20 protein-coding genes are annotated in these 23,627 nt (G+C 62.2%); 14 read left to right on the top strand and 6 right to left on the bottom strand.

Translation table 11 applies throughout. The features are described 5' to 3' along the window. Window positions 1-11: 11 nt before the first annotated feature. From NKK52_RS09905 to NKK52_RS09890, 4 genes are read left to right on the top strand one after another with little or no spacing between them, the layout of a single operon-like run. Window positions 12-992 (top strand): ABC transporter substrate-binding protein, encoded by a 981-nt coding sequence (locus NKK52_RS09905; RefSeq protein WP_023682467.1) that lies wholly within the window; start codon window positions 12-14, stop codon window positions 990-992. A 60-nt stretch (window positions 993-1,052) separates the two neighbouring features. Next, on the top strand, window positions 1,053-2,597 hold the full coding sequence (locus NKK52_RS09900) for a sugar ABC transporter ATP-binding protein (RefSeq protein WP_023682466.1): 1,545 nt from the start codon (window positions 1,053-1,055) through the stop codon (window positions 2,595-2,597). Then, a complete protein-coding gene (locus NKK52_RS09895; protein ID WP_023682465.1) occupies window positions 2,594-3,598 on the top strand; it encodes an ABC transporter permease in 1,005 nt (334 codons plus the stop codon). Before NKK52_RS09900 ends, NKK52_RS09895 begins: the two co-directional genes overlap by 4 nt. 3 nt (window positions 3,599-3,601) lie before the next feature. Then, complete coding sequence (locus NKK52_RS09890) at window positions 3,602-4,567, top strand: ABC transporter permease (protein WP_023682464.1); 966 nt, start codon at window positions 3,602-3,604, stop codon at window positions 4,565-4,567. A 183-nt stretch (window positions 4,568-4,750) separates the two neighbouring features. On the opposite strand, the gene NKK52_RS09885 is transcribed toward NKK52_RS09890, so the two are convergent. After that, window positions 4,751-6,151, bottom strand: a complete 1,401-nt coding sequence (locus NKK52_RS09885; RefSeq protein ID WP_023682463.1) for a Do family serine endopeptidase — start codon at window positions 6,149-6,151, stop codon at window positions 4,751-4,753. A gap of 445 nt (window positions 6,152-6,596) precedes the next feature. On the opposite strand from NKK52_RS09885, the gene NKK52_RS09880 reads away from it, so the two are divergent. From NKK52_RS09880 to NKK52_RS09870, 3 genes are all read left to right on the top strand, one after another. Then, complete coding sequence (locus NKK52_RS09880) at window positions 6,597-7,208, top strand: ATP-dependent Clp protease proteolytic subunit (protein WP_023682462.1); 612 nt, start codon at window positions 6,597-6,599, stop codon at window positions 7,206-7,208. A gap of 69 nt (window positions 7,209-7,277) precedes the next feature. Continuing rightward, window positions 7,278-7,706: a GFA family protein gene (locus NKK52_RS09875; RefSeq protein ID WP_050485925.1), complete on the top strand. Its 429-nt coding sequence runs from the start codon at window positions 7,278-7,280 to the stop codon at window positions 7,704-7,706. 46 nt (window positions 7,707-7,752) lie between these two features. Further along, complete coding sequence (locus NKK52_RS09870) at window positions 7,753-8,820, top strand: M42 family metallopeptidase (protein WP_023682460.1); 1,068 nt, start codon at window positions 7,753-7,755, stop codon at window positions 8,818-8,820. A 129-nt stretch (window positions 8,821-8,949) separates the two neighbouring features. Here the strand turns inward: NKK52_RS09870 and NKK52_RS09865 are convergent, their stop codons facing one another. Continuing rightward, window positions 8,950-9,774, bottom strand: coding sequence for an SIR2 family NAD-dependent protein deacylase (locus tag NKK52_RS09865; RefSeq protein ID WP_023682459.1), 825 nt, complete (start codon window positions 9,772-9,774; stop codon window positions 8,950-8,952). Between the two features lie 935 nt (window positions 9,775-10,709). Here NKK52_RS09865 and NKK52_RS09860 point away from each other — a divergent pair. Both NKK52_RS09860 and NKK52_RS09855 read left to right on the top strand, forming a co-directional pair. Continuing rightward, the gene (locus NKK52_RS09860; RefSeq protein WP_023672674.1) at window positions 10,710-10,880 is read left to right on the top strand and encodes a hypothetical protein; all 171 of its coding nucleotides are present in this window, start codon (window positions 10,710-10,712) and stop codon (window positions 10,878-10,880) included. Between the two features lie 39 nt (window positions 10,881-10,919). Then, window positions 10,920-11,417: a hydrolase gene (locus NKK52_RS09855; protein WP_023682458.1), complete on the top strand. Its 498-nt coding sequence runs from the start codon at window positions 10,920-10,922 to the stop codon at window positions 11,415-11,417. A gap of 197 nt (window positions 11,418-11,614) precedes the next feature. Here NKK52_RS09855 and NKK52_RS09850 read toward each other — a convergent pair whose 3' ends face one another. The 3 genes from NKK52_RS09850 to cphA are packed head-to-tail and all read right to left on the bottom strand — an operon-like array spanning window position 11,615 to window position 16,112. After that, window positions 11,615-12,439, bottom strand: a complete 825-nt coding sequence (locus NKK52_RS09850) for a cyanophycinase (RefSeq protein ID WP_023682457.1) — start codon at window positions 12,437-12,439, stop codon at window positions 11,615-11,617. Beyond that, complete coding sequence (locus tag NKK52_RS09845; protein ID WP_023682456.1) at window positions 12,436-13,335, bottom strand: isoaspartyl peptidase/L-asparaginase family protein; 900 nt, start codon at window positions 13,333-13,335, stop codon at window positions 12,436-12,438. The genes NKK52_RS09850 and NKK52_RS09845 overlap by 4 nt, the downstream gene beginning before the upstream one ends. Next, entirely contained in the window at window positions 13,335-16,112 is a 2,778-nt protein-coding gene (gene cphA / locus NKK52_RS09840; protein WP_050586853.1) for a cyanophycin synthetase, read from the bottom strand. Before cphA ends, NKK52_RS09845 begins: the two co-directional genes overlap by 1 nt. Window positions 16,113-16,770: 658 nt before the next feature. Between cphA and sdhD the strand changes: the two genes are divergently transcribed. Beyond that, on the top strand, window positions 16,771-17,160 hold the full coding sequence (gene sdhD, locus NKK52_RS09835; protein WP_027050929.1) for a succinate dehydrogenase, hydrophobic membrane anchor protein: 390 nt from the start codon (window positions 16,771-16,773) through the stop codon (window positions 17,158-17,160). 103 nt (window positions 17,161-17,263) lie between these two features. Here the strand turns inward: sdhD and ctaD are convergent, their stop codons facing one another. Then, complete coding sequence (ctaD, locus tag NKK52_RS09830; protein WP_023682453.1) at window positions 17,264-18,922, bottom strand: cytochrome c oxidase subunit I; 1,659 nt, start codon at window positions 18,920-18,922, stop codon at window positions 17,264-17,266. 149 nt (window positions 18,923-19,071) lie between these two features. Between ctaD and NKK52_RS09825 the strand changes: the two genes are divergently transcribed. The 4 genes from NKK52_RS09825 to NKK52_RS09810 all read left to right on the top strand — a co-directional run bounded on the left by NKK52_RS09825 (window position 19,072) and on the right by NKK52_RS09810 (window position 23,224). Further along, on the top strand, window positions 19,072-19,233 hold the full coding sequence (locus NKK52_RS09825) for a hypothetical protein (protein ID WP_023710465.1): 162 nt from the start codon (window positions 19,072-19,074) through the stop codon (window positions 19,231-19,233). A gap of 1 nt (window position 19,234) precedes the next feature. Beyond that, window positions 19,235-20,062 (top strand): DUF2243 domain-containing protein, encoded by an 828-nt coding sequence (locus NKK52_RS09820; RefSeq protein ID WP_023710464.1) that lies wholly within the window; start codon window positions 19,235-19,237, stop codon window positions 20,060-20,062. 30 nt (window positions 20,063-20,092) lie between these two features. Beyond that, complete coding sequence (locus tag NKK52_RS09815) at window positions 20,093-21,469, top strand: NAD(P)/FAD-dependent oxidoreductase (RefSeq protein WP_023682452.1); 1,377 nt, start codon at window positions 20,093-20,095, stop codon at window positions 21,467-21,469. Window positions 21,470-21,751: 282 nt separating this feature from the next. Next, window positions 21,752-23,224 carry a protein adenylyltransferase SelO gene (locus NKK52_RS09810; protein WP_023682451.1) on the top strand — a complete coding sequence of 491 codons (1,473 nt, stop codon included), beginning with the start codon at window positions 21,752-21,754 and terminating at the stop codon, window positions 23,222-23,224. The last annotated feature ends 403 nt before the right edge of the window (window positions 23,225-23,627 follow it).

Here is a 23,627-nt window from a genome sequence, read left to right as displayed (position 1 = left end):
GAGGAAAGAGCATGATCATTACCCGTCGAAAACTATTGGTTGGCTCCGCCGCCGGCGCGGTCGCGCTGACACTCGGCTCACGCGCCTTCGCGGCGCTCCCGCCGCTCGCCAAGAAGGACAAGTACAAGGTCGGTTTCGCGCAGACGGAAAGCAACAATCCGTGGCGTCTTGCCGAGACCAAGAGCATGCAGGACGAAGCCGCCAAGCTCGGCCATCAGCTGGTCTACACGGATGCCGCCGGCTCGTCGGCCAAGCAGGCCTCCGACGTGAACTCGATGATCGCGCAGGGCGTCGACGCAATCTTCCTGCCGCCCCGCGAAGACAAGCCCCTGGTGCCGGTCATTCTTGCCGCGCGCGATGCCGGCATACCGGTGTTTCTGGTCGACCGCGACGTTGATCACACCATGGCCAAGCCGGGCGAGGATTATGTCTGCTTCATCGGTTCGGATTTCATCGAGGAGGCGACCCGCGTCGGGGAATGGCTGATCAAGAACGCCAATGGCAAGTCGAAGATCATCGAGCTGGAAGGCACGACCGGAGCCTCGGCCGCTACCGACCGCAAGAAAGGCTTCGACGATTTCATCGCCAAGCACTCGCAGTTCACCATCCTGGCATCGCAGTCCGGCGACTTCGCTCGTGACAAGGGCCGGCAGGTCGCCGAGACGCTGCTTCAGGCGCACCCTGATGCGGATATCATCTACGCGCACAATGATGAGATGGCGCTGGGCGCCATCGCCGCTTTGGAAGCAGCCGGCAAGACCCCGGGCAAGGATGTGCTGATCTTGTCGATCGACGGCGAGAAGGAAGGCGTCCAGGCGATCATTGACGGCAAGATCGGCGCTATCTGCGCTTGCAGCCCGCTGTTCGGGCCGAAGGCCTTCGCTACGATGGCCGACTATGCGGCCGGCAAGAAGATCCCGCCGTTCATCAAGAACGAGGATGCCTTCTTCGACGCCACGAACGCGAAGAAAGACTTCGATATTGCGTTCTGATATCCACTCTCTTTCCAGCTGCCCTACCCGCTCCGGCGGGTAGGGTTTGGGAGTTTGACGATGACCGCTCAGCCGGACCAAGCCGCGCTGCTCCTGGACATGCGTGACATCCAGAAGCGTTTTGCCGGCATCCCTGCCCTGGCCGATGCCTCGCTCCAGGTTCTTCCGGGCGAGATCCACGCACTCATCGGCCAGAACGGTGCGGGCAAATCGACACTTATCAAGGTGCTCACCGGCTATTACCGCCGGGATGCGGGCCAGGTGCTGTTCGAACGGAAGCCGTTCGAGGTTGGGTCTCCGCATCAGGCCCAGGTCAGCGGCATCAGCACCATCTACCAGGAGATCAATCTCGTACCGCTGCGCTCGGTCACCGAGAACATCTGCCTTGGACGCGAGAAGCGTCGCCGCGGCCTGCTCGACTGGAGCGCGATGCATGCGGAAGCCGAGCGCCTGCTCAGCCGCTTCTCGATCGGCATCGACGTGCGCCGCCCGCTCAGCGATTTCAACACCGCCACGCAGCAGATGGTGGCGATCGCCCGCGCCATCGGCTTTTCCGCCCGCCTCGTGATCATGGATGAGCCGACCTCCTCGCTGGACGAGCGTGAAGTCTCGGTCTTGTTCAGCGTTATCCGTCAGCTCAAGGCCGACGGCGTCTCCGTTCTGTTCGTCAGCCACAAGCTCGACGAGTTGTACGAGGTCTGCGACCGGGTCACGATCATGCGTGACGGCCGCACGGTGCGAAGCGCGGCGATGAGCGACATCGGCAAGCTGGAGCTGGTCGCGGCCATGCTCGGCCGCGACGTCGCAGCCGTCGAAGGCCACGCGACCGCGTTCGGCGAGCGCGATCGGTCGAGGATCGGTGATGTGCTGTTTACCGCGCAAGGGCTGGCGGCCGGCCAGTTGGTCCGTGACGTGAGCTTCGACCTGCGCCGCGGCGAGATCGCCGGCTTTGCCGGCTTGCTCGGCGCCGGCCGCACCGAAACAGCCCGCCTCGTATTCGGCGCCGACCGCCGGAGCGCAGGCGAGATGACGATGGAGGGCGCGTCCTACCATCCCGCACGTGCCGCCGATGCCATCGCCGCGGGGATGGGCTTCTGCACCGAGGACCGCAAGGCCGAGGGCATCGTGCCGGAAATGACCGTCGCGGAGAACATAACACTGGCACTGCTGCCGAAAATCAGCCGCAATGGCATCCTGAACGAGGCCCGGCAGAAGGAGATCGTCGAGCGCTTCATTCGTGAACTCGACATCAAATGCTCGGGGCCCAACCAGAAGGTCCGCGAGCTGTCGGGCGGAAACCAGCAAAAGGTGCTGCTTGCCCGCTGGCTGGCGATGAACCCGAAGCTGCTCATTCTCGATGAGCCGACGCGCGGCATCGATGTCGGGGCCAAGGCCGAGATCCAGCGCCTCATCCGCAAGCTTGCCGATGACGGGCTCGGCGTGCTGATGATCTCCTCGGAACTCGAGGAAGTGATGGAAGGAGCCGACCGCATATTCGTGCTGCGCGAAGGAGTGAGGGTGGCCGAACTGGAAGGCCAGGCAGCCAACGAGGAGGACGTGCTCGCGGCGATGGCGCATGGCGGCGCGGCGAAGGAGGCAGCGTGAGCGATCTGGCCACACCATCCGCAGCCAACGACGCTGGAAACCGCCGCTTTGATGTGTTCGGTTTCCTGGCGCGCTACGGCACGGTGATCGCGCTTGTGCTGCTGGTGGTCTTCAACCTTGCCTATACGCGCAATTTCGCGACTCTGCAGACACTCAACGTCAACCTGACCCAGGTCTGCACGATTGTGATCGTCGCGGTGGGGATGACCCTGGTGATCGCCACCGGCGGCATCGACCTGTCGGTTGGTTCGCTGATGGCGATCTCCGGCGCATTGGCGCCGATGATCTTCATGGGCACGATCTTCCCGGTCGGAAACATCTATCTGGCGGTAGCCGTCGCGATGATTGCCTCGATCCTCGTCGCCGGCCTGTTCGGGCTGTTCAACGGCTGGTTGGTCTCGCGTTTCCGCATCCAACCGATCGTCGCAACGCTCGTGCTGTTCATCGCCGGGCGCGGGATCGCGCAGGTCATGACCAACGGCAATCTGCAGACCTTCCGCGTGCCGCAATTCCAGTGGATCGGACTTGCCCGCCCGCTCGGCATTCCCGCGCAGGTCATCATCATGGCCGTGCTGGTTGCGGCGGCCGCTTGGGCCCTTCACCGCACGGTGTTCGGGCGAAGCATCCTGGCGGTCGGCGGCAATGAAAAGGCCTCTGAACTCGCCGGCATCGCCGTATCGAGGATCAAGCTCGCTGTCTATGCGATCAGCGGCCTGTGCGCGGGGCTAGCCGGTCTCGTCGTCATTGCGATCAACTCCTCCAGCGACGCCAATCTCGTGGGGCTGGGCATGGAACTCGACGCCATCGCGGCGGTCGCGGTGGGCGGCACGCTGTTGAGTGGCGGAAAGGCCACAATCATCGGCACCCTGCTGGGCGCACTGACCATCCAGTTGGTGCGCTACACGCTGCTCGCCAATGGCGTACCCGACGCCGCTGCGCTCGTCGTCAAGGCCGGCATCATCGCATTCGCCGTCTGGCTGCAGCAGCAACACCGGGTGTAATCCATGAACAGCGCCAGACTGGTTCGCATCATCGGCACTTACGGTGTCGTCATCGCGCTTGCAGCCCTCGTCCTGTTCGGATTCCTGCGCTACGACCGCTTCCTCGGCCTCTTCAACGTGATGAGCGTTCTGCGCTACAACTCGATGTTCGCGCTCGTCGCGCTCGGCATGTGCTTCGTGATCATGACCGGCGGCATAGACCTGTCCGTCGGCTCCGTCGCCGCCTTGGGCAGCGTCGCGTCAGCCCTGGCGAGCCCGCACGGCATCGTGGCAGGCCTTGCAGCGGGCGTTGGCGCCGGCCTGGCAGCCGGGCTGATCAACGCGCTCCTGGTTACGCGCGGCAACCTGATGCCTTTCATCGCCACGCTTGCCACCATGCTGGCCGCAAGCGGCTCGGCGCTGCTTCTGGCCGGCAACCAGACCGTTTCGGTGTCTTACGATTCGGGTTTCACCGCCATCGGCCAAGGGAATTTCTGGATTTTCCCGATTCCGGCAGTCATCGCCCTGGTTGCCTATGCCGTCGGCTCAGTGGTCCTGAACTACACCAGCACGGGACGGACGGTGCTGGCCATCGGGGGCGGCGAGGATGCCTCGCGGCTGATGGGGCTGCGCACGGACGGCGTCAAATTTCTCGTCTATGTCGCAAGCGGGTGCCTGGCCGGGCTCGCCGGCGTCGTCCTCGCTTCTCAGTTCGGCGCAGGCCAGCCGATCGAGGGCGTCGGCTGGGAACTGTTTGCCATCGCAGCGGTCGTCGTGGGCGGGACGCTGCTGACCGGCGGCTCTGGCTCGGTGTTGACCACGCTGGCCGGCGTGCTGTTGCTCGGCATCCTTTTCAACGTCCTGAACTTCGAAAACGGCATGGGCTGGATTTCGCTGTCAGCCTACTGGCAGTCGGTGATCCGCGGGCTGTTTTTGCTCGTCGTCGTCCTTCTCCAGGCACGGCTTACGGCAAGGCGCGAAACTGCCTGAGGATGGCGAGCGCCTTCGAGCACGATGGCGCTGCAGAATCAGTGCGCGTTGCGCACCCGGCCGATGAGCGCATCCCGCAGACTTTCTGCGGCGATGCTTCCCCGGTGCACCTGGGGTCCGACACCCTTGGAGCAGGATCCGCAAGCGGATCCTGGTGCAGTCACATGGCCGTCCTGGAGACGGTCATTTCCCGGCGACCGCCACGAACACGGACTGCCCCTGCCTTTCCAGCCGAAACAGGATGGGCTTGCTCTGCCGGCGAGAGTTCGCCCACTCCTCGACGATATCCGAAGGCTCCGTCACGCGGCGATTGTTGGCCGATATGATGACATCGCCGGGCTGCAATCCGCTCCGGGCGGCAAGGCCATCGGGAACCACTTCCACGACGAAGACGCCGGTTGTTCCTGATTTGATGCCTAGCTGCTGACGCGCCTGATCCGGAATCGGGCTGAGGGATAGGCCGAGGCCTTCGGCCGCCGACTTCTTGTCGGGAACAGCGCCGGTCTTCACCTCCGCATCCTTGCGCTCACCGATGACAAGCGCGATCTCCTGGTCCTTTCCGCCGTTACTCCGTGTCAGAGTGGCCTTGCTGCCAGGCTTCTGGCTAGCCGTCGCAAGCGTGAGGTCATGGACACCCTCAATGCCCTTGCCGTTGAACCGGGTGATCACGTCACCCGGCTTCAAGCCGGCTTTCTCCGCCGGGCTGCCGGGCTCGACCGAAGCAACCAGCGCGCCCTTGTCATCTTTCATCCCGAGGGCCTCAGCCAGCGACGGCGTGATGTCCTGCAGGCGGACCCCGATGAAGCCACGCTCGATCCGGCCGGTTCTGATCAACTGGTCGGCGATGCTTTGGGCGGTGCGCGATGGCACCGCAAACCCGATCCCGATGCTGCCGCCGGACGGCGAGACGATGGCGGTGTTGACGCCGATCACCTCGCCACGTGCGTTGAACAGCGGACCGCCCGAGTTGCCTCGATTGATCGACGCGTCCGTCTGGAGAAAATCGTCATACGGCCCGGCTTGAATGTCTCGCGAGCGGGCCGAAAGAACGCCGACAGTGACAGTCCCTCCGAGCCCGAAGGGACTGCCGATCGCGATTGTCCATGCGCCCGGCTGCATTGCATCCGAGTCACCCCATTTGGTCGTGGTCATGTTGGGCCGCGGGTCGACCTTCAGCACCGCTATATCGGTGGCGGGGTCACGGCCGACCAATTGCGCCGGCGCCGTTTCCTTGTCGGAAAATACGACATGGATCTCTGTCGCATCGGCAACGACATGGTTGTTGGTGACGATGTAGCCGTCGGCACTGATCACAAATCCGGAGCCAAGCGCCTCCCTCACCTGCGGCTGAACGGGTCCGAAGCCCTGGCCGTCGAACGGACTTGTAAAGTCGCCCGCCGTCGTCTGGTCCTGGACAACCTCCCGGGTCGTGATCGCGACCACGGCCGGCAATTTCTGCTGGATGATCGCTGTGAAGTCGGTCGGGGTATCCTGGGCCAGGACAGGCGCCACGCCACTGGCCGAGAGCATCAGCGCAACCGCGATCAAGCGCGTTGCAAATCGTCTTTGCATATCGTGAGACATTGCTGGACCTCCTGCCGGACAGCCCCGGCCGCTCGGCCGCGCCGCGCGGAGCCGGTGCTCCGGACGCTAGAACTGCCAACAAAGCTGTTTGTTTCAGCCCCCCGGAAAAATGGCACGGCCAGGAAAAATAGCCCGACCGCAGGGGTCCGGGAGGCAGCAGCCGGGAACCATTGAGGCCGTTGAGTTCAACCGTCCACAGGACTGGTCCCGGACGTGGCAGAAATCAGCAAAGCGACTGCGTCAGCTCCGGCAAATGCCCGATATGCCCATGGAGCCAACCTAGCGGCTGAGGTGCCTCTACCGGGCCTGGTGCGAAAAGGATCTGCAATGAAAGAGGGAGCTCCACAGCCGCCGAGAGACGCGGCTGTGATCACCACCGCTCGAACTCCCTCAAGGGAACAAAAAGGTACCAACTAAGTTCGACCCCCATAATGAGGATGCCTATATGGACCTGTTGCCCCAGTCAGCCGAACACACCGTCTCCCCGCCGCCCGCTCCAGACCTTCACCGGCTTTTGTTCGATCCAAACTTGCGTATACACGGCTTGATTGATGACACTGTCGTCACCAAAGCCTTGGACGATTTGAAAGCCGTGCGTTCCGGGGAAGACGATCTCTACGTTGAAATCGACACGCCCGGAGGCGACGCCGACGGCGCGCGACGTCTAGCTCTAGAGTTCAAGCTTTTTCTGAAACACTCGGGCCGCAACGGCTACATCATTGGCAAGAATACGGTTTACTCTGCCGGGGTAACGGTCCTTGCCGCTTTCCCGAAAGCCTGCAGGTTCCTTTGCCCGCAAGCAGTCCTGCTGATTCATGAAAGAAGGCTTGAGAAAGACTTGGTTCTGAATGGACCAATTCGAAGCTGTCTTCAGATCGTTCGCGAACAACTTGCGCTGTTGGAAACGGCAGAGCGACTCGAGAATGAAGGGTTCGCCGATCTCGTCCAAGGTTCTCGAACATCGCTGGAAGAGCTGCGCGACCATGCCTTGACCAACTGCTACCTGATGGCAGCCAGAGCTTTGGAGTTGGGCCTTGTTGAAGACATTGCCGATTAACTTGACGCCTCGGATGCAAACGGCAGAGCCGAGTCCAACACGCTTCCCTCACTCATGGCTCCGGCGACCATGAACGGCAAGGTTGAAAAGATAGAGCGGACCGGCGGCTGTCTTTGCGGGTCTGTGAGGTATGTTGTCACCGGCGCGCCGTTGCGCGTTGGCTTGTGTCATTGCCAGGATTGCAAGAGAACCAGCGGCAGCACCTACAGTGCCTTTGCCGTGTGGCCGCGGTCGGCTTACCAGTGCAAGGGCGAGCTTGTTGCATTCAACGGCAGAGGTTTTTGTCCGGCATGCGGGTCGCGCGTGGTGAACCTCCGCGACGACGAAGCCGAGATCATGATCGGCACTCTCGATGATGCGCCAAACGACCTTCTCCCGGCATACGAGCTTTGGACCCCCCGGCGCGAAGCCTGGCTCCACAACCTGCCTTGGGCTGACCAATTCGCGGGCGATCGCACCGAAGAAGGCCAAAATTGGCGCGAAGCCCGACGAGTATGACCATGCTCGAATGGCCCTCCACCCATGAACTGTGAAAGTCAGCTTCATGCGCGATGAATCACTCAAGTTCTTGAAGAAAATTGTGGCGACCCCGTCGCCGAGCGGCTTTGAGCAACCTGTAGCGGAGCTTTTCCGCGAGTATGTTCGTCCGTATGCCCACAGGTTGACGACGGACGTCATGGGCAATGTCACAGCGATCATCAATCCTGAGGCGTCTATGCGCTTCATGTATGCCGGGCACATGGATGAGGTCGGCTTCATCGTCCACTACATCGACGATGACGGTTTTCTGTTCTTCAGCACCATAGGTGGAACGGACGTTGCCACTGAAATCGGCCAGCGTGTCTGGGTGCACGGCAAAGAGCCGATCCTGGGGGTCGTGGGTCGCAAAGCAATCCAGACCTTCAAAGCCTCTGACACGTCTCAAACACCCTCGCTGATGGAACTGTGGATCGATATCGGCGCGAGTTCGCGAGAGGAAGCGTTGAAGGTCGTAGAGGTCGGCAGCGCGGTGACTATCCATGGCGAGTTTGCAGCGCTCCAGGGCAACCTTGCTGTCGGACGAGCGTTCGACAACAAGGTCGGCCTCCTCATCGGCGCCGAGGTGCTGCGCTGCCTCTCTGAGGAGGGAGGCGTTCACCCCGGCGTGGGGCTCTATATCCTGGGTACGGTTCAAGAGGAAATCGGTTCCCGAGGCGCGATGACCTCGGCGTTCAATATCGCGCCTCGAACCGGCCTCGCAATCGATATGGGCGTGGCGATGGACTATCCGCGCGCTCGCGCCGAGGATCAGGGCAAACTGGACCTTGGGAAAGGGCCGGCAATCACTCAAGGCGCGAACACCAACCCGGTGGTGTTCAATCTGCTGAAGTCGGTGGCCGAGAAAGAGGGCCTGCCTTATCAGTTTCAGGCGGTGGGCAGCTCAAGCCCTACCGACGCGCGTGTCATGCAGCAGAACCGCGGCGGCGTCGCAAGTGGGGTGCTCTCCGTGCCTTTGCGTTACATGCATACCCCGTCCGAAGTTGTTTGCTTGGATGATGTGCAAACGACGATTGACTTGGTTTGTGCATATTGCCGGCAATTGACGCCGGAGATCGACTTCACGCCAAGATGATCGCTGCGGGATTGATTGTGGAAGTCGTGGCTCCAACAGTCGCCGATCTGGCGCCTGTCGGCCACCGCCCGGTTCGTCGGTCACCGCGCACCTGCGAAAACCCAACCACGGTCCACTGGGGAGCGCGCCTCAGGTCACCGCGACCGCTTCCACCAAACGCCTGAGGAAATCCGTCAGACCGGCTTCAGGATCATCACCTGCGCCAACGAGCACCGAAATACCCCAGCGCCCAAGCACGGCCTCCTCCACAGGGTTGCGGCTGGGCATGAAGATGAACGAAGGGGGACGATCTTTCTCATATCCAGACCGGTGCCAGGTTTGCCAAAGCCGGTGCAACAGCAGCCGGATGTTTGGATCGGAGAGGCTATAGCCAATGAACAGGATCGTGCTGCCGAGAGCGTCGGAGCGAAAGCGGACATCAAGGGGAGAATTGAAGGACAGGCGGTCAAGATAGTCGGTTTCGGTGAGGACAAGGGAAGAGTCCTCGTCAAAGTCGCCGTGAAATTTCACGATGTGCGTTATGCCTCGACGGGCCTGCGCAACGTGCCGTGCGTTGGCCACTTTCACGTACTCTCGACCGTGGATTTCAAAAGCGAGTTCCAGGTTCCGGTCATAGTTCGTCGTATAGATGACGGGAAAATCGAGCGTCACGATGAGACGGTGCAATTCCGATTTCTCGATCCGTTCCTTGGCGACAGACCAGTTTCTGTCCATCCAACTGCGAAGTGGTCCGATGCTGCCATGCTTGATCCGATAGTATTCGGCCAAGGTCTGAAAACGATCGCGTCGCGTGGAAAATTCATCGTCGACGCCGAGCTCCTTTGCCATTCGCTCGATGAGCTTCTCCCAAGACGGAAGTCCGACGCTGATCGATACCCCCGCCCCCACAAACAAAATTGCGCTGCGATGACGAATTGCATTGGCGAGCGAATTTATAGGATCATCATCGTTCATGGATAGGTCCTCCGAAGCCACTCGCGTGGGCCGGACCTAAAGGTGCGTGCCCCGTGAGCGGATCGTGGACGCGGCCCCGCAATTCGAGCCAGCACGGCGCACTGCGGGAGCATCGTGCTCCGCCCTCATCGACGAAATCGGATCGACCACGCACCAGCCAGCCCAGAGGGGGCGGCCCTTGCAGTCCTGCCGAGCCGCTTGCCACCCGAACCGAGGTAGCGGCCGCGAGGACACTGGCTGTGAACTGGAACCGGCGGTGTTGCGGTTTACTGGCCACGTTGATTCAGTTCTGCGCCAGCCATATTGCGCAAAACTCTATCGAGTTTCGCATTCACCAAGAGGTTGCGCCGCTTCGCGCCGATAAAGATGGCGAGAGAGTAAATCATTGTAAGAACAGAGATCATCGTCATTCCGGCCTAAACATCAGCGGCCGGAGATGTTCCATGCGCCCGGAAATATTCCAGTGCAGGTGTTTTTAAATCGCCGAAGCTACGCGCTCAATGCGCGGTTGGTTTCGTGTCCAGGGCGGACGAATTAGCGCAAGGCGGTATTCATCCTCCCACATCGGCGGCGGACTGAAGCGAAATGCTGGTTGTGTCCCCCAGAATTGCAATGAAACGCCGATGCTTTGCATGCGGCCCGGAACAAATGCTCGCTTGCACAGTTCGAGCCATGCAGCGGTCGACCCCCGCGCTGCAAGATCGGTAGCCCGATCGCCCGCGCCGGCCCCTCCCACGGCGCGGGCTTTCGTTTGAATTCACGCTGTCGGGGTTGGAGTCGCTCCGCCGTTGTCGCGAGCCGGCTGATATACGCGCTGTCCGGGGCTCGCGGGATGCCGGCGACATCGGCATTCGCGCAGTCCGGCAGGTCAGCCGATGCACGGGAACAACGCGGCACTGTGATGGTTTGGTGGCCTCGGAAGGTGGCAGAGAACGATGGGCAAAAAGCCCAAACAGCACGCAAAATCCACGGCGGATCGCGAAAAGGCGATCGAGGCGCTCTACTTCGCGCGCAAGTGCGGCCTTACGAAGGAAGAGGCACTCAAGATGCTTAGGGAAGCCCCGATCGGGATCGATGATGAAGCCGAAGAGCGCTCCGGCAGTTAGACGCGATCGCCGGTCGCGCGTCGCAGCCGGCCGCGGCGCATGATCTTCTTCACTTCCGATACGCATTTCAACGATCCGCGCATTCTGCGCCTCGACCGGCGTCCCTTCGCCTCGTTGGTCGATCATGACCAGGCGCTGGTTGCGTTTTGGAACGAAACGGTTGGCCCGAACGACGAGGTCTGGCACCTCGGCGATTTCGCCAAGGGTCCAGCCGAGACCGTGTCTTCACTGCTGTCGTCTCTTAACGGGTCCAAGCACCTGATAATTGGCAACAATGATGGCGCCGCCACCATTGGCGACCCGGCCTGGGCGAGCGTGCACCACTACATGGAGCTTCTTGTCGAGGGCAGCTTGCTGGTTCTGTGCCACTATCCTTTTCGCACCTGGAACCAGATCGGCAAGAGGTCGGTAAACCTGCACGGTCATTCGCACGGTCGTCTGAAGCCGATGACGCGCCAGCATGATGTCGGCGTCGACGCATGGGGGTTTCGTCCGGTAACCTTTGCTGCCATTCAGGCCAGTCGCCGGCGGGGTTAGCCCGACAGAACGCCGGGCGAGCGACGGTCTTCAGCTTAGCGGGATTGGAGCCGACGAGAGGCCGTCTGTAATCCTGCCGGACCCGCAACAATGCGACAATTCTGGTTGGGCGACTTCAAATAGGAGAACTGCTTCATATATGCGGTTTTCGCGGTACGCGGACCGCGCCGCACCATCAGCTTGAGTGTGGCGAAGTCTTACGGAAGCCCTACCGGCCGTCGCAGCGCGAGATCGAACCCGTCGCCTGAGCTCAGCACGTGAACCCTAAGATCATGGATGGAAAGGGCGGCATCAGGCTCACCTTCCGCGATGTTGGAATGCGTCACGCCGGCTGCATCGACCAGATAGACAGCGCCGCTGCCGATGACCTTGAACATCTCGCCCTTCACCACGATCGCGGTGTCTTCATCGATGCCGATGCCGAGGACGCGCGGGTTCTGCGACACCGCCCCGATGAGCCGCCCAATGCGGCCCCGTTCCGCAAAGTGCTGGTCGATAATTACATTCGGCAGCAGGCCCAGTCCCGGCGCCATCCGAATGTGGCCGATCCGAAAGGAGGCTGCGTTCGGCCCCTTCACCATCATCGTGTCGCTCATGACCGACGCGCCCGCGGAGGTGCCGGCAATGACGCCGCCGGCTTCATAGATTTCGTGCACCCGCTCGTCGATGGGCGTGTCGCCGATCTGGCTGGTGATCCGGAGTTGGTCGCCGCCGGAGAAGAACACCGCGCTCACGTTTGCGAGCGCACTTATTTTCTTTTCATGAGCTGCCTCGAGGCGGTCGTTGACGTAGAGTTCGATGACATCCTTGATGCCCAGCTCACCGAAGGACCTCTGATACTTCTCGAGATAGCCATCCGGCTCATGAGACGCGATGGTGGCAAGCACCAGGCGGCCGTTCGGAACCAGGCTCGCTACCTCCTTCAAGATGACACGATCGCCATCATGGTCCTCGTGGCCGCCGATGATGACGAGCGTTCCAGCTTTACCGTTCGAGGATCGTTTTTTCTTCTTGTCGGTCATTTGCCCACGTCTTTCTTGCGCAGGAAAACGTGCGGGTGGTTGTCCTCGCTGGTCATGAAAGCGACTGCGAACTCCCTGCTGTTATGCGCCCATCCAGACACGCCGGTCGCGGTAAGCACGATGGCTCCGGCTTCGCCGCCGATCGCCTCGACTTCCTTGAGCGCGGGATTCAGCACCTGCTCCAGGCCGCCTTCAGCCTGTCCCGAGGACAATGCCTGCCGCGCCGAGAGTGACTGCATGACACGGGCCGCGAGAGCCTTTCGCGCAATATGCTCACCGTCTCCCGAGAAGGCGACGGCTCCCAACCGGTTGTCGGCATAGTAGCCGCAACCGGGTTGCGGAGAATCCCCCACACGACCCGGAGCACTGCCGTCCAGTCCGCCGGTCGAAGTGCCCACGGCGATGTCCCCGTACTGATCCAGGGCAACCACACCGATCGTATCCTTCGCCTCCGACTTGCTGGAGGCGTCGCGCTGCTGCGGCGTGATCAAATCCGCCGGATCGCAAAGCTCCAGCTGCTTGTCGGCGGCGAAACGCCGGGCCCCCTCCGACGCCAGCAGGATCGGCTCCTCATGCAGCATTGCCTTCGCGACACTGATTGGATGGCGCACGCCCTTGATCACTGCGACGGCACCCACATTGAAGTCCCTGCCCTCCATCAGGCCAGCGCACATCTCGACCTCGCCGTCCGAATTGAGGGCACTTCCATATCCCGCATTGAACGTCGGGTCCGCCTCGAGGATGCGACCGGCCGCTTCCACGGCATCGACCGCCGTTCCGCCGCCGGCCAGGACGGCCCGACCTGCCTCGAGTGCCTCGATGCATCCGTTGCGATGCGCCTCCTCCTCTTGCGGATCGATCTCCTTGGCGCCGCCGTGCAGGATCAGCGACCACATCAGCCAGCCCTCAGATGGCGAATATGGGTCTGATCGGGCCCTCCCCTCGAAGGCGTCGCGCCTCCGAAGCCGGTTACCTGCCGCCACACGGCTTCAACGTCGTCGACGGTCAGCACGACAAGGTCGTTTTCCCGTGCAAGCCTGAGACACACGTCGACGGCCTCCTTCTCGGGACAGACGGCGTGAATGCGGCCTGGGGCGCAGCCGGCGTTCAAGGCACCTTCCCGCAGCAAGCCGGCGATCGCTCCGGGGGCTCGGCCGCGCAGCTCCTGCTCATCCTCCTTGAAGACGATGACGTCGAATATCCGCGAAGCGATCGCGCCCATCTCGCGTATGTCGCAATCGCGGCGGTCGCCCGGTATGGCGACCAGGCCGATCGTGCGCTGATAGCCGCGCCTCATGTGGGAAACGAGCTTTCCGAGCGCCTTCAGCCCCTCCGGATTGTGCGCATAGTCGACGATGGTGCGGAAACCATGTCCGTCGAAGACGTTGAGGCGACCGGGAGATTGCTCGAACGAGGTGCCAAACTCGGCCAGCGCCGCCCGGATCGTTGCCGCCGGAACGTCGTGGCAATGCGCCATGGCGACGGCTGCCAGGCTGTTGGCAACGTTGAATTCGGCCGAACCCTCGAAGGTCGCGGGAATTTCGTCGACGCTCATCAAGAACATCGATTCCCCATCCTCGTGGATGAAAATGTCCCAGCCGTCGCTGCTGGGCTCCCGCGTCACGGCGCGGCCGCCTTCCGCCAGGTGGCTGCGCAAGAAACCGGGCCACTCGCTCCTGCTCGCCAGCGAGAAGTAGCAGATCCTGCCGCCGGCATCGCGCGACATTGCGGACGTATGGACGTCGTCGGCATTGAGAATGCTCCATCCGCCGCGGCGGACGGACTCGACCACGACCGATTTCACCTCCGCCAGGTCCTCGATTGTGTCGATGCCCCTCAGCCCGAGATGATCGCCGTGGACGTTCAGCACCGCGCCAACATCGCATGCATCGAAGGCAAGCCCTTCGCGCAGGATGCCGCCGCGTGCACATTCCAGCACCGCGACATCGACACCCGGCTCGCGCAGCACGATCCTGGCGCTCTGCGGGCCTGAGCAATCGCCTGTGATGATTCGTTCGCCGTTCAGGTACACGCCGGTGGTCGAGGTGAGCCCGACGGTTGCGCCATTCGCCTGCAGGATGTGCGCCAGCATTCTGGCAGTGGTCGACTTGCCGTTGGTCCCGGTGATCGCGAAGATCGGAATCCGGCCGTCCTTGCCGCCTTTGAAGAGAAGATCGAGCACGGGCCGTGCGACGTTGCGGGCGCGCCCCGACGAGGGTTCGAGATGCATGCGAAAGCCAGGACCGGCATTCACCTCTATGATGCCGCCGCCGGTTTCGCTCACCGGCCGTGAGATGTCGGGACAGACGAAGTCGATCCCGGCAATGTCGAGGCCGACGATCTGTGCCGCCCGCCTGGCGATCAGCGCGTTTTCGGGATGGATTTCTTCCGTTCGGTCGATCGCGGTCCCACCGGTGGAGAGATTGGCGGTGGGCCGCAAGAGCACCATTTGACCCGGCGCTGGAACGCTCGCCAGGGTGAGCTGCGATTTTGACAGGAAATGCTCGACACATTCGTCGATCTCGATGCGGGTCAATACCGAGGAATGGCCCTCTCCCCTTCGTGGGTCGCGGTTCGTCTCCTCGACGAGCTCGGCGACAGAACTCCGGCCATCGCCGACCACATGGGCCGGAACCCTCTCGGCGAGCGCCACCACCTTTCCGCCGATCACCAGGATCCTGTGGTCCGAGCCGACGAAATGCTGCTCGACTATAACGCTACGGCTGTGTTCTCGCGCCTGTTCGAAGCCCCAGCGGACCTCGTCTTCTGTTGCCAGACCGATGTTGACGCCGCTTCCATGATTGCCATCGAGTGGTTTGGTGACCACGGGGTAGCCCAGCCGTGCTGCCGCCGCGACTGCGTCCTGCGCCGATCGCACCAGCTCCCCGCGTGGCACCGGCAGGCCGGCCTGTTGCAGCAGGAATTTGGTCAGGTCCTTGTCCGAGGCGATCTCGGTCGCAATCTCGGAAGTGAGGTCGCTGCAACTGGCGCGGATCCGCTTCTGATGCTTTCCGTGACCAAACAGCACGAGGCTGCTGTCGTCGATCCGCGCGGCGGGTATGCCCCGCCTCTCGGCCTCGCGCACCAAGGAAGCAGTCGTAGGCCCCAAGGCACGCTCGGCGGCCAGACGCTTGAGCTGCTGCAGCCTGGCTGCGAACTCGAATGGCCCCTGCGTTTCCGCAATGTCGCCGAGCCCCTCGACACCATGCAGATTGGCCGGCAGCAGGCTGTCCACCAGTTCGAGCGCGACGCGTCCGGCGAGCAGCCCGACAAGCTCATCCTTGTAGGCGAACATGACGTTATAAGTGCCGGGACTGCCTTTGACCGACCGTGTCTTTCCTCGTGTCACCCGGTGACCGAGCATGCTCTGCAGTTCCAGGGCGACATGCTCGACGACGTGGCCGAGCCAGGTTCCTTCCTGCATGCGGCGGACGAAGCCGCCGGCGGCGCCATAGCTGCAGCCATGGCCCGCAAGGCCGGGCAACAGTCGGACGATTTGTTCGGAAAACCCGGGCAGTTTGTCTGTCGGGAACGCCTCAAGGGCTCCGAGGTCGATCCGAATCTGGACCATTGGCGTCATACTATAGAGGTGCGGCCCGCGAAACACGCGGGCGTCCACGACGCGGATAGGGCGAAAACGCGAGGCGCCCCGATGAATTTCTTTGTCCGACATAGTCCGTTTCTCCTGACTAACTCCGCAACATCCGGAGGATCGGTTAGTTCCCGGCTCTTTCAGCCCAAATATTTTTGCAGGAGAGAGAAACAAAAGTGGCCGTTAACATATGTTGGCCCAAGAACACCCTCTGGTCATCTCGGCCACGTGCGGTCGCTGTTCTGAGGGCTACTTATCTCTCGGGACGAGGCGGGCCAGGCATTCGCTCGTTTTCACAAGCATTCGCCGGGCACATCGCGCCCGTTGAGCTAGTGCCCGGCTTTAGCTCATGGCGACCCATTGTGCGGGTCCAGCACTGAGGCATTAATCTTCAGCACGCCTTCGGCACCCGGGAACATTTCCAGACGCGTCAGGTTTGGAACCATCCTTGCACCGGAACTACAGCCATGCAGAGTCGAAAATCGGTGAAGGCCGCGCTCGTCAAGGAGATCGACGCGGTCCGCCTTCGTATCTCGCTGCTTGAAAGCGAGCTATGCAGAGATGGCAGACCCAGGCAAATTGGATGGCGTTCAGGATACGAACTGAACGCCCACAAAGCCCGCCTTGTTCGACTGGAGACCGTGCTTGCCCACTATCCGTCGGCACCGACGGCCCGGGCATCGAAACAGCAACAGCTTGAGTTGCGCGCAAGGCAACCAAGTAGTTTTGGGGAAACGCCATGGCTGACAGACCCTCAATCAGAACTCCGCTAGCTCGAGTGCGGGGCCTTGGATCGGCGAAACACGGAACCGAAACGTTCATGCTGGAGCGGCTGACATCTGCTGCCCTGTTGATCCTTGTCATTTACATCGTCGCGGTCGTTATAATGCTGGTCGGTGAGCCTCGAGACGCCGTCCTCAGCGTCGTAGGATCGATCTATGTCGCGCCAGCCCTTATTGGCTTCATTCTCGTAAGCTGCGTTCACATGCGGCTTGGAATGCAATCGATCATCGAAGATTACTGCCATGCCACCGTGCTCAAATCGCTTCTTCTGATCGCCAATTGGTTATTCTGCTGGGCAGTCGCGCTCGCAAGCTTGTTCGCTGTGCTGTTAATCAGCTTCAGATAGCGATCCGGTTCTCAGCTGCAGCCAACGTCTGCCACCAGCAGGCTGAAGTTCGCCTCAGCGGCGAACCGGGCTGGCTTGCGCAAAGGAGTTCGACAACCCGGCCTCATCTGATTTGCGGCAGCCTGTCCCATTGATGGAAAGGGGGTGGAGAGGTCAGCTCCCACTCCAATGTGGTAGCTCCTGGCCCCCATGGGTTCATGCCGGCGGCTCTTTGCCGGTAGAAAGCTTCCAAGATGCCGAAGAGGAAAATCACGACACTCGCGGCCGACAGGTACGATCCATACGAGGACACCATGTTCCAGCCGGCGAATGCGTCGGGATAGTCGACATAACGACGCGGCATGCCAGCCAATCCAAGGAAGTGATGGGGGAAGAAGACGAGGTTCACGCCGACGAAGGTCGTCCAGAAATGGACCCCAGCCAGAAGCGGGTTGTAGAGATATCCCGTCATTTTCGGAAACCAGTAATACCAGCCCGCGAAGATGCCGAAGATCGCTCCCAGTGAAAGTATGTAGTGGAAATGCGCGACGACGAAGTATGTGTCGTGCAGTTCACGGTCGAGGCCGGCATTTGCGAGTTGAACGCCCGTCACCCCGCCTACGGTGAACAGGAATATGAAGCCGAGGGCCCAGAGCATCGGCGTCCGCAGGCTGACCGAACCGCCCCACATGGTTGCAATCCAGGAGAACACTTTTATCCCGGTCGGCACTGCGATCACCATCGTGGCGAAGGTGAAGTAGCGCTGCGTGTCGAGGCCTATCCCGCTGGTGTACATATGGTGGGCCCAGACGACGAAGCCGATCACCCCGATCGCCACGATTGCGTAGACCATCCCGAGATACCCGAAGATCGGCTTTCGCGAGAAGGTCGAGATCACCTGGCTGACGATGCCGAACGCCGGCAGGATCATGATGTAGACTTCCGGGTGGCCGAAGAACCAGAAGAGATGCTGGTACAGCAGCGGGTCGCCTCCGCCGTCCGGCGCGAAGAACGTGGTTCCGAAATTGCGGTCGGTCAGGAGCATGGTGATGGCGCCGGCCAGTACCGGCAGAGCCAGCAGCAGCAGGAAGGCGGTGATGAGGATCGACCACACAAACAGGGGCATCTTGTGCAGGGTCATCCCCGGCGCGCGCATGTTGAAGATGGTGGTGATGAAATTGATGGCTCCCAGGATCGAGGAGGCGCCCGCAATGTGCAGAGACAGGATGACCAGATCCACGGCGGGACCGGGATGGCCGGAGGTCGACAGCGGCGGGTACAGGAACCAGCCGGTCCCAGGGCCATAGCCGCCGGGGACGCTGGGCATGAAGATCGACAATAAAAGCAACATCAATGCCGGCGGCAGCAGCCAGAACGAGATGTTGTTCATGCGCGGGAAGGCCATGTCGGGGGCGCCGATCATGATCGGAACCATCCAGTTGGCGAAGCCGCCGATCAGGGCGGGCATCACAGTGTAGAAGATCATGATCAGCGCGTGGGCCGTGGTGAAGACGTTGTAAAGCTGCTTGCCGGCGTCGATCGCCGCGTCGCCCTGGTAACCGTAGATCATCGACGCCAGTCCGGGGAAAAACTGGATCCCGGGTTGCTGCAGCTCGATTCGCATGCTCACCGACAAGAGCATGCCGATCACCCCCGCGATGAAAGCGAAGACCAGATAGAGTGTGCCGATGTCCTTGTGGTTGGTCGAAAACAGCCATCGGGTGATGCCGCTCGGCTGATGGCCGTCGAGACCGCCCGGATCTGCCGCCGTATATTCGTTCATGACCTTCTCCGCTTGAGCCGTCCGTCGCCAGCATCGAACCGTGCTGGAACTTGATTGTTCCCTCCACCGAACCGACAGCCAGGAACATTCCACGGAAGCCGCTGTTAGGTTCCGCGCGGCCGACCCTGCGCGGCTGAGGATCGACGTCCATGCTGGCGATAATTGCTGCGACACTGGTTCTGACGACGGTGGTTGGTGGGCTGATATCCGCCTTCTGGCTCGAGGCGCGTCATGGTCTCCATGACCCCATGCCGCCGGACATGTCGGTGCGCAGGCAACTGAACGCCCCGGCCTGGAGCCGGTGGTCCTGACATGGACGCGATCACCGCGACACTCGACCCGAGAACGCGAGCCGGCTGGCTGCTGCTCGGCTTCGCGCTCGGCGGTTTCTTCGACGGCATCGTCCTGCATCAGATCCTGCAATGGCATCATCTTCTCTCGGGCGTCGCCGATCCGGTGGGTTCCGACCTGCGCTTCCAGATCATGGCCGACGGCCTCTTCCATCTTTGCATGTATGTGCTCGCCGTCGCCGGCACCGTGCTGCTGGTGGCCGCGAGGGCGGCCGGCGCGCGGCCCGGGACCACCACGGAGATCCTGCGGCTCGCCTTCGCCGGGTTCGGCGTCTGGCATGTCGTCGATGCCGTCGTGTTTCACTGGCTGCTGGGTCTGCACCGGATCAAGATGAACAGCGACTTGCCGCTCGCCTGGGATATTGCGTGGCTGGTCATCTTCGGCATCGTGCCGCTTGTGTTGGTGCTGGTGCTGCCCAACCGCGGCGGACCGGCACGCGGTGCTTCGGCAGCGCTGACCAGCATCGTCCTGCTTGCGGGACTGGCAGCCGGCGCCGGCCCGTTCTTCAACGGCGCCGCCAATTCCATCATCGTCTTTCGGGCCGGGATGGAACCGGCGGCGATGATGCGGGCCGTTGAAGTCGCCGACGCCCATCTCAAATGGGTCGACGCCAGCGGCACCATCTGGGCGGTCGACCGCGTCTCATGGCGCGGGTTGGTAGCTCTTCACGCGCGCGGCGCCCTTGTGGTCAGCACGACGCCTGTCATTGCCGGATGCCTTGCCTGGACCGATGCCGCCGGAGTGAGCAGTAGCTCCAGCCAGCAGCGAGGCACTCCTGCCAGGCTATGACTTCCGGACAGGGATAGGGGAGTATCAAGCATGCAATTCGCCACCGAGAGCAGCCACGGCCGGAGCCTGACACCGCGCATCGTCGTGGTCGGCGGAGGCTTTGCCGGTCTGGAGGTTGCCAAGGCGCTCGGCAAGGCGGAAATCGGGGTGACGATCATCGACCGCCACAATCACCACCTGTTCCAGCCCTTGCTCTATCAGGTTGCAACCGCCGCCTTGTCGGCGCCTGACATCGCCGAGCCCATCCGCAAGATCCTGGGCCGCTATCCCTCGGTTCAGGTCCTCTTCGGCGATGTCACCGAGATCGGCACCGAGGCCAGGATACTGGTGCTGGCCGATGGGACCACGGTCCCCTACGACATCCTGGTCTTGGCCACCGGTTCGCAGCCATTCTATTTCGGCCAGGAGAGCTGGGCTCGGGTTTGTCCCGGTTTGAAGACCATCGAGGACGCGCGCACGATCCGGTCACGGCTGCTGCTATCGTTCGAGCACGCGGAACGGACCACCGATCCAGTCGAGCAATCCCGGCTGATGACGATCGCCATTATCGGCGGCGGCCCGACCGGTGTCGAACTGGCGGGCTCGATCGCCGAACTCAGCCGGCACACACTGGCGCGCGACTTCCGCAACATCCGGCCCGAGAAGACAAGGATCATTCTGGTAGAAGCCGGCGAGCGTCTGCTCGCCGGATTCGCCCCGGAGCTTTCCAGATATGCACGTCTGCGCCTTGAAAGCCTGGGCGTCGAGGTCGCGCTCGGCAACCGGGTCGAGGCGATCGAAGCGCATCAGATCACCGTCGGCGGCCAGGTGATCCCGGTGGCCTTGACGCTCTGGGCCGCCGGGGTGGCGGCTTCTCCGCTGGTCGCCCAGCTTGGTGTCGGGCTCGACCGCGGCGGTCGGGTGAAGGTCGAATCCGACCTGCAGGTCGTCGGCCATCCCGATGTCTTCGCGCTTGGCGACGTCGCACTGGTCCTCGATGGGAACGGCCAGCCATTGCCAGGTCTTGCCCAGGTCGCCAAGCAGCAGGGCGAGCACCTCGGCATGGCACTGGCACGCCGGATAGATACTGGCGACACGCTGCCGGCTTTTGCCTTCAGCAATCGAGGCAACACGGCCATTGTCGGCCGCCACGCTGCCGTGTTCGAATCGGGCAGGCTGAAACTGAAAGGCTGGATCGCCTGGTCTGCCTGGGCGCTCATCCATGTTTATCTGCTCGTCGGTTTTCAGCACCGCGTCCAGGTCTCGATCCAGTGGCTCTGGCGCTACCTGACCTATGAGCGTGGCGCCCGGCTTATCGCCGAGGAACGAGTCGAACCGGGTTCAACATCGTCGCCGGGAGCGGCCCCGAGAGAGCCGCTGCCACCCAAGGCAGACCCTGCCCCGGCATTGCCCGCCCGCACTGACTAGATTGCCGGGTGCTCAGTTCGGAGATAGTGGCGATGCGGGGGTCAGCTCTGGATTCCGCCACGGCCCGGCGTCCCACGGCAGCCCGAACCTCGATAATCGAGGCGGGTGGTTCCCAGCTTGTATCCCGTGCCGGCCTGATGGATCCGGATGGCACCAACGACGTTGCGTCCCTATATGCACAAATGAACACAGGCTCCTCGAGAAGGGAGCTGTTGAACCCCTCTTCAGAGACAGCTTGTCATGACGTCACCTGCGACTGCTGAACAACCCCCGGTCATTCAGATGGGGCTTCCCGCCCTGAGCAACAGCTATGGGCAACTGCCGGAGCGCTTCTTCGCGCAAACAGATCCGAAGCCGGTGTCCGAACCGCGGCTGATCCGGTTCAACCGGCCCCTCGCCGAGGAACTCGGGCTCGATGCCGACCAGCTTACCAGCCCGGATGGAGTGGCGATGCTTGCCGGCAACAGATTTCCGGAAGGCTTGCAGGCAATCGCCCTGGCCTATGCGGGCCACCAGTTCGGAAACTTCGTGCCTCAACTCGGCGACGGGCGCGCTCTGCTGCTTGGCGAAGTAGTGGACGTCAACGGCATTCGCCGTGACATCCAGCTGAAGGGATCGGGACCCACGCGGTTCTCGCGCAACGGTGACGGCCGCGCCGCCCTCGGCCCTGTCCTGCGCGAATATGTCGTCAGCGAAGCGATGGCGGCGCTCGGCATTCCGACGACGCGAAGCCTTGCGGCGGTGCTCACCGGCGACCCGGTCTATCGCGAGGTCCGGCTGCCCGGCGCCGTCCTGACACGGGTGGCGGCAAGCCATATCAGGATCGGCACGTTCCAATATTTCGCCGCGCGCCACGACACCGAGGCGCTCAAGATACTGGCCGACTATGCCATTCAGCGTCACTTCCCACAGCTGGCGGGGGAAGCACGGCCGTACCGGGCTTTGCTGGAGGCCGTTGTCGCCGCACAGGCGGACCTGGTGGCGCGCTGGATGCTGGTCGGCTTCATCCATGGCGTCATGAACACCGACAACATGTCGATCTCGGGCGAGACGATCGACTATGGCCCATGCGCCTTCATGGACGCTTACGACCCCAGCGCGGTGTTCAGTTCGATAGACCGCGCCGGTCGCTATGCCTATGCCAACCAGCCTCGTGTCGCCACATGGAACCTTGCGCGCTTTGCCGAGACCCTGCTGCCGCTCATGAGCACGGACGAGAATGAAGCAGTGTCTGAAGGGGAAGAGGTGCTGAGGTCGTTCCAGGCCTCCTATGAGGCTGTGTTGCAGCGCGGCTTCCGCAGAAAACTCGGACTGCTGACCGAAGCGGAAGGCGACTTGCAACTCGCTGCCGACTTTCTGGACGTGCTGGCTCACGGCGAAGCGGATTTTACGCTCGGCTTCCGGCGCCTGGGCGATGACCTCGACGCTGCGGACGGCCAAGGCACGGCGCGGCAGTTGTTTAAGGATCCAGGCTCATTCGATGCCTGGTCGGCGCGGTGGCGCCAGCGCATTGCAAGCGAAGTAGCCGACACGGCCACGCGCCGGGCAGCCATGCAATCCGTCAATCCCAAATTCATCCCCCGCAATCATCGCATCGAGGCGATGATCCAGGCGGCGTTGGGCGGCGACTTCACACCGTTCGAGGAGATCCTGGCGGTCGTCAGCCGTCCCTTCGATGAGCAGCCGGGAATGGAACGCTATGCTGAGCCGCCACGCCCGGATGAGCGCGTCCTGCAGACATTCTGCGGTACATGAGACATTCGTGATGGTCGCTTAACATGTGCAAATGCGGAAGACCCATTTGCAAGCTAACGTCCCGGGGACTCTCGTAAGGGCTGAGCTATGACGATCATAGAATTGGCATTCGAATTGCTGGCACGGAAGCTCGTAGACCGTACCGGAATATCAGACGAAGATGCTCGAGACCTTGTCGCAGCCATGGGAGCTGACTGGTCATCGCTCGTGCGAGCAGCGAGGGCGATCAAAGAGACTTAGGTCTTTTGACGTCGTTTTAGCTGCCATCAGCTGCGGGCAGATCGGACCAGAGGCTGCTGCCGCGATCCAGGCGCGACACCGCGCTCGTCACCGATCATGTCAGCAACGTGGTCAAGCACTGTATTTCGGTCGCTCCAAATCGACCGGATACAACACGCTGCTC

Source organism: Mesorhizobium sp. C277A, assembly GCF_040324395.1.
GTDB lineage: Bacteria > Pseudomonadota > Alphaproteobacteria > Rhizobiales > Rhizobiaceae > Mesorhizobium.
The sequence above is the reverse complement of the archived record's forward strand: the minus strand, read 5'-3'. Positions and strand labels throughout refer to the sequence as shown.

Coding starts and splice junctions, on each gene's coding strand:
- NKK52_RS09905 (WP_023682467.1), top strand. CDS start 12: ATGATCATTACCCGTCGAAAACTATTGGTTGGCTCCGCCGCCGGCGCG.
- NKK52_RS09900 (WP_023682466.1), top strand. CDS start 1,053: ATGACCGCTCAGCCGGACCAAGCCGCGCTGCTCCTGGACATGCGTGAC.
- NKK52_RS09890 (WP_023682464.1), top strand. CDS start 3,602: ATGAACAGCGCCAGACTGGTTCGCATCATCGGCACTTACGGTGTCGTC.
- NKK52_RS09885 (WP_023682463.1), bottom strand. CDS start 6,151: ATGTCTCACGATATGCAAAGACGATTTGCAACGCGCTTGATCGCGGTT.
- NKK52_RS09880 (WP_023682462.1), top strand. CDS start 6,597: ATGGACCTGTTGCCCCAGTCAGCCGAACACACCGTCTCCCCGCCGCCC.
- NKK52_RS09875 (WP_050485925.1), top strand. CDS start 7,278: ATGAACGGCAAGGTTGAAAAGATAGAGCGGACCGGCGGCTGTCTTTGC.
- NKK52_RS09870 (WP_023682460.1), top strand. CDS start 7,753: ATGCGCGATGAATCACTCAAGTTCTTGAAGAAAATTGTGGCGACCCCG.
- NKK52_RS09865 (WP_023682459.1), bottom strand. CDS start 9,774: ATGAACGATGATGATCCTATAAATTCGCTCGCCAATGCAATTCGTCAT.
- NKK52_RS09860 (WP_023672674.1), top strand. CDS start 10,710: ATGGGCAAAAAGCCCAAACAGCACGCAAAATCCACGGCGGATCGCGAA.
- NKK52_RS09855 (WP_023682458.1), top strand. CDS start 10,920: ATGATCTTCTTCACTTCCGATACGCATTTCAACGATCCGCGCATTCTG.
- NKK52_RS09850 (WP_023682457.1), bottom strand. CDS start 12,439: ATGACCGACAAGAAGAAAAAACGATCCTCGAACGGTAAAGCTGGAACG.
- NKK52_RS09845 (WP_023682456.1), bottom strand. CDS start 13,335: ATGTGGTCGCTGATCCTGCACGGCGGCGCCAAGGAGATCGATCCGCAA.
- cphA (WP_050586853.1), bottom strand. CDS start 16,112: ATGTCGGACAAAGAAATTCATCGGGGCGCCTCGCGTTTTCGCCCTATC.
- sdhD (WP_027050929.1), top strand. CDS start 16,771: ATGGCTGACAGACCCTCAATCAGAACTCCGCTAGCTCGAGTGCGGGGC.
- ctaD (WP_023682453.1), bottom strand. CDS start 18,922: ATGAACGAATATACGGCGGCAGATCCGGGCGGTCTCGACGGCCATCAG.
- NKK52_RS09825 (WP_023710465.1), top strand. CDS start 19,072: ATGCTGGCGATAATTGCTGCGACACTGGTTCTGACGACGGTGGTTGGT.
- NKK52_RS09820 (WP_023710464.1), top strand. CDS start 19,235: ATGGACGCGATCACCGCGACACTCGACCCGAGAACGCGAGCCGGCTGG.
- NKK52_RS09815 (WP_023682452.1), top strand. CDS start 20,093: ATGCAATTCGCCACCGAGAGCAGCCACGGCCGGAGCCTGACACCGCGC.
- NKK52_RS09810 (WP_023682451.1), top strand. CDS start 21,752: ATGGGGCTTCCCGCCCTGAGCAACAGCTATGGGCAACTGCCGGAGCGC.